Origin of the sequence: Psychroflexus gondwanensis ACAM 44 (assembly GCF_000355905.1) — a bacterium.
Classification (GTDB): domain Bacteria; phylum Bacteroidota; class Bacteroidia; order Flavobacteriales; family Flavobacteriaceae; genus Psychroflexus; species Psychroflexus gondwanensis.
Map to the genome: position 1 here is coordinate 1 of NZ_APLF01000033.1, position 4998 is coordinate 4998.

5 protein-coding genes are annotated in these 4998 nt (G+C 35.6%); 2 read left to right on the plus strand and 3 right to left on the minus strand.

Annotated elements, in window-relative coordinates; translation table 11 throughout:
* Positions 1–749: 749 nt before the first annotated feature.
* Together PGOND44_RS14640 and PGOND44_RS14645 are read right to left on the minus strand one after the other, a co-directional pair.
* Positions 750–1970: an ATP-binding protein gene (locus PGOND44_RS14640; RefSeq protein ID WP_003445591.1), complete on the minus strand. Its 1221-nt coding sequence runs from the start codon at positions 1968–1970 to the stop codon at positions 750–752.
* A gap of 178 nt (positions 1971–2148) precedes the next feature.
* Positions 2149–2844 carry a GDP-L-fucose synthase family protein gene (locus PGOND44_RS14645; protein WP_155943862.1) on the minus strand — a complete coding sequence of 232 codons (696 nt, stop codon included), beginning with the start codon at positions 2842–2844 and terminating at the stop codon, positions 2149–2151.
* Between the two features lie 1095 nt (positions 2845–3939).
* Between PGOND44_RS14645 and PGOND44_RS14650 the strand changes: the two genes are divergently transcribed.
* Together PGOND44_RS14650 and PGOND44_RS14655 are read left to right on the plus strand one after the other, a co-directional pair.
* Positions 3940–4278 (plus strand): type II toxin-antitoxin system RelE/ParE family toxin, encoded by a 339-nt coding sequence (locus PGOND44_RS14650; protein ID WP_040556291.1) that lies wholly within the window; start codon positions 3940–3942, stop codon positions 4276–4278.
* A gap of 2 nt (positions 4279–4280) precedes the next feature.
* Positions 4281–4568 carry a helix-turn-helix domain-containing protein gene (locus PGOND44_RS14655; RefSeq protein ID WP_003445594.1) on the plus strand — a complete coding sequence of 96 codons (288 nt, stop codon included), beginning with the start codon at positions 4281–4283 and terminating at the stop codon, positions 4566–4568.
* Positions 4569–4572: 4 nt separating this feature from the next.
* Here the strand turns inward: PGOND44_RS14655 and PGOND44_RS14660 are convergent, their stop codons facing one another.
* The gene (locus PGOND44_RS14660) at positions 4573–4881 is read right to left on the minus strand and encodes a hypothetical protein (protein ID WP_003445595.1); all 309 of its coding nucleotides are present in this window, start codon (positions 4879–4881) and stop codon (positions 4573–4575) included.
* Positions 4882–4998 lie beyond the last annotated feature (117 nt).

Consider the following 4998-nt stretch of genomic DNA (forward strand, 5'->3'; position numbering starts at 1 on the left):
TCTTTTCTTTTTTGCATCGCCCAAAAAAGAAACAAAAAAGACTAGGCTTATTTTTATGTCTTAGAAAACTACAAAAGCGGTTCCTCCACGCAAAGCAAACCGTTTCACTAGTGCTTTGCTCCTTTATCCCTTCTTCACCACTTTTTTGTTTTCTAACTTCCATAAAAAATAGGCCGTTTTTCTTTGTATCGTGAAACTTGATACTTCAAGGCTGTCACTTCGAGTGATTTTCGATAGAAAATTGTATCGAGAAGTAATTTGAAGTTTCACGTTTAATCGAGTTCTCGATACAAATTTTACTTTTTTCAAAAGTCAAATTCACTCGAACTGACATGTATTCAAACTCACCTCTTACGACTCACGGCTCACCTGTCACTTCGAGTGGTTTTCGATAGAAGATTGTATCGAGAAGTAGTTTGAAGTTTCACGTTTAATCGAGTTCTCGATACAAATTTCACTTTTTTCAAAAGCAAAATTCACTCGAACTGACATTAACAGAAGAAAATTTGAATTGTTAATTTTGAAATTTTAAATATGAAATCTTGTTTACCTCTCACCACTCACCACTCACGGCTCACTTGTCACTTCGAGTGATTTTCGATAGAAAATTGTATCGAGAAGTAGTTTGAAGTTTTACGTTTAGTCGAGTTCTCGATACAAATTTTACTTTTTTCAAAAGCAAAATTCATCTGCCATATCGTCCACAAATAAAAACTCCCGAAAAGGAGTTCCAGAAATTATATTCAAAATTAAGTAAGTAAAAAACTTCTTAGGTCTTGGGTCTCGATTCCTGCAACTGTATTTCCGGAAAAGCTTTCCATGGTAACTACCTTTTTGGGATAATTATCTTTAATTTGTTTTAGATTGCCAAACTCACGTTCTAGCGTAGCAGGATCATTAATAGTTAAAGCCACCTGCACATATAATTTTTCCCCTTCTTTTTCTGCAATAAAATCTACTTCTTTGTTCCCCAGCATTCCTACCTTTACTTTATATCCTTTAAAAAGCAGATGATTATATACTACGTTCTCCATGATCTTTCCCCTATCCTCCAACCTGAATCCCCAGAGTCCGTTCCGGATGCCCAGGTTTTCAAAATAATACTTTTCGCCTATCTCGAACAACCGCTTCCCAATTAAATCGTAGCGCCCCACTTTATGGACTAAAAAAGCATTTACCAAATGCTGTATATAATTCTGTACTTGGTTTGGCGCCATCTTTACGCGCTGAGACTTTAAAAAATCACTGATCTTTTTTGCAGAAAAGATGCTGCCTGTATGTGCCGCTAAAAACAAAACCAACTGTTCCAGAAAATTAACATTCCGAATAGCATAACGATTAATGATATCCCGGTAAACAATACTCTGGTAGATATTCTTTAAATATTCAAATACCACTTCGTCTTTCAGTTCCAAATGAATGAGATAGGGAAGCCCACCGAATTTGAGATATTTGTTTAAACTCTCCTCATTTTCTGTTAGCCCATGAAAAGATATAAACTCTGGGTAAGCAAGACTAAAAACCTTTATGGCAATATATCTACCACTGAGATGTCCTGCGATGTCCCCCGACAATAAATTAGCGTTGCTGCCAGTACAATAGAGATCCAGATTGGTTTGAAGTAATAAGGAACGAAGGGCATCCCCAAAATTTTCAATATCTTGGATCTCATCAATAAAAACATAGGTTTTTCCAGATTTCGCTTTATGAGCCTGTACATATTCATGTAAATCTTGGGCAGTCTTTATAAATGAAAAAGCTAGATCTTCTTTATTGATATAAATAATCGTTCCGCTGCTATCATTTTCTTTGATCCATTGTATGATCTGAAAAAGCAAATAGCTTTTACCTACACGCCGCTGACCCGTTAACACCTTAATAATATTCTGCCCGATGAATGGCCGCACCTTCTCTAAATAATGAGAACGTTTATGTATATTATCTGGAATCACTAAATTATTTTCTATCATTATGATTATAACTTTTTACAAATATAGCAAAAGTTATAAGTATGTTTATGTCTTTTGGGTTGTGGTTAGGGAGGAGTAATTAGTGGTTAGTGAGGAGTGAGCTTTATTGCTCATTGTTTATTGCTATTAACTGCATTTACAATTTCACTTGTTTATACTTATTTTCATTCTCTAAAAACTAATTATAAGTACTTTCAATCCCATCTTCCAAATTAGTAGAAGCCTTCCAACCTGCTTTTTTCATCTTATCTTCATTCATCAATTTTCTTGGAGTACCATCTGGTTTAGAACTATCCCAAACGATCTCGCCATTATGCTCCACTACTTTTTGAATGGTTTCTGCTAGTTCTTCTATAGTTAGATCCTTACCTGTTCCAATATTATATAAGTGTTCCGGCAATTTATTTTCTAAAGCGAAGACTACCGCATCTGCCATATCGTCTACATGTAAAAATTCACGCATTGGAGTTCCACTACCCCATAATTCAACGGGCTCGTTATTATTAAGCTTGGCTTCGTGAAACTTACGAATCATGGCAGGAAGAACATGTGACGTTTTTAAATCAAAATTATCGTTGGGACCATATAAATTCGTAGGCATAAGACTCACAAAATCCCTACCGTATTGCTTGCGGATAGCCTCACAGGCTTTTACACCTGTTATTTTTGCAATGGCATACCACTCATTAGTGGGCTCTAAACTACCCGTTAACAAATACTCTTCCTTCAAGGGTTGTGGTGCCAGTTTAGGATAAATGCAAGAGCTTCCTAAAAAGATAAATTTTTTAGCTTCCGTACTATGAGCAGTGTCTATAAGATTATTTTGAATTGTAAATTTTGAAATTTTAAATATGAAATCTGGTTTACTTCTCACCACTCACCACTCACGGCTATTAATGCTTTCATTCATTTTTTCCATTGATGAAAAAACGAACCAATCCCCAAAGCTTTGGGGACTAGGCTTACGAAATTCTTCCTAAAATTATCGCTCACCTTCTAAATTTTAGAAACTCGGCTGGAAAACACCCTCAGACAGTCTAAAATTTTACGCCATCTTCACTTTAATTTTTACGGCTGAATTTAGTAGGCCGTTTTCTAACTTTCGAGAAACTTGACGCCTCAAGGCTGTCACTTCGAGTGATTTTCGATAGAAAATTGTATCGAGAAGTAGTTTGAAGTTATGAGATTAATCCAGCTTTCTATATCATTTATGTTCTCTTTCTTTTTTGCATCGCCCAAAAAAGAAACAAAAAAGACTAGGCTTATTTTTATGTCTTTGAAAACTACAAAAGCGGCTCCTCCACGCAAAGCAAACCGTTTCACTAGTGCTTTGCTCCTTTATCCTTTCTTCACCACTTTTTTGTTTTCTAACCTCCATAAAAAGTAGGCCGTTTTTCTTTGTATCGTCGAACTTGAAGCCACGAGGCTGTCACTTCGAGTGATTTTCGATAGAAAATTGTATCGAGAAGTAGTTTGAAGTTGATAGCTAAAAAGAGTTCTCGATACAAATTTCACTTTTTTCAAAAGTCAAATTCACTCGAACTGACATTAACAGAAAAAAATTTGAATTGTCAATTTTGAAATTTTAAATATCAAATCTGGTCATTGAGTGTTCTGTCGGCAGACAGAATGTATCGAAATGACGTGTCTTAAAGTATGGCTTCGATATAATTTTTCAAAAGAAAAATCACTCAGCCACCAGTTCACCTCTCACCTCTATTGGCCCATTCACCAAAAACCCATTACACCACTATACTATTACACCATTATACTAATCTACCACTCACCTCTCACAGCTACCGACTCACCACTCTCGACTCACGACTCACGACTATTTACTCACGACTAACCACACACGGCTACCGACTCACGACTCAAACTGACATTTTTTCAATTAAAAATTCATAATTAAGAATTAAAAATCGTTTAGAACAAGACACCTTTGTAACTTATTCGTTACATTTGTAGTGTGAGAGAAATCGATATTACAGAAAAATGTTTGGAATTTATCGACAACCAAAACGAAAGGGTTGGACTTAAATTCTTCCAACTTATTGAAGTTATCACTGAAATTAAAGTAGTGAATGCTAACTTTCTGAAAAAGCTGCAATCGACACCGTTTTATGAGTTACGAATTAAAGCAGGAAATGAATATCGAATTATAATTTTTGCGATGGACCATATGAATTTTGCCGAATGTACAAAAGCAGTTTGCCTATATGGATTTCAGAAAAAGGGAACTAAAGATTATAAAAAGGCCATCCAACACGGTGAAAAAATAGTAGAAGATTATCTAAAAGAAAAGTAATTATGGGAAAATCAATAAACGCAAAAGAACTGATTTCAAAACGATATGGAAAAGAAGGCTCAAAAGAGCGGGAAGAATTTAAAGAAGATGCTTTTTCCTATTATTTTGGAGAAATCATTAGGAACCGAAGAAAGGAATTGCATATGAGTCAGGAGAATCTAGCAGAAAAGGTGGGAAAGAAGAGACCTTATATTTCTAGGATTGAAAACGGAGAAGATATTCGATTATCAAATTTCGCTTTACTTGCCAATGCTTTAGGCTTGTCCATTGAACTCATCTCTCAAGACTAGACACTCACTTGTCACTTCGAGCCTGCCTGCGTTCCTTGGTAGGCAGGTGATTTTCAATAGAAAATTGTATCGAGAAGTAATTTGAAGTTATGAGATTAATCCAGCTTTCTATATCATTTACTCTCTCTTTTCTTTTTTGCATCGCCCAATCCCGAAGTATCGGGAGAAACCAATCCCCAAAGCTTTGGGGACTAGGCTTATTTTTATGTCTTAGAAAACTACAAAAGCGGTTCCTCCACGCAAAGCAAACCGTTTCACTAGTGCTTTGCTCCTTTATCCCTTCTTCACCACTTTTTTGTTTTCTAACTTCCATAAAAAATAGGCCGTTTTCTTTGTATTGAGAAGCTTGAAATTCCGTGCAAGCGATAGCGCGATACGGAATCTGTTTAAGTAATATATTTAGGCTTTAAGTAATTTCTTGTTTAAGCTT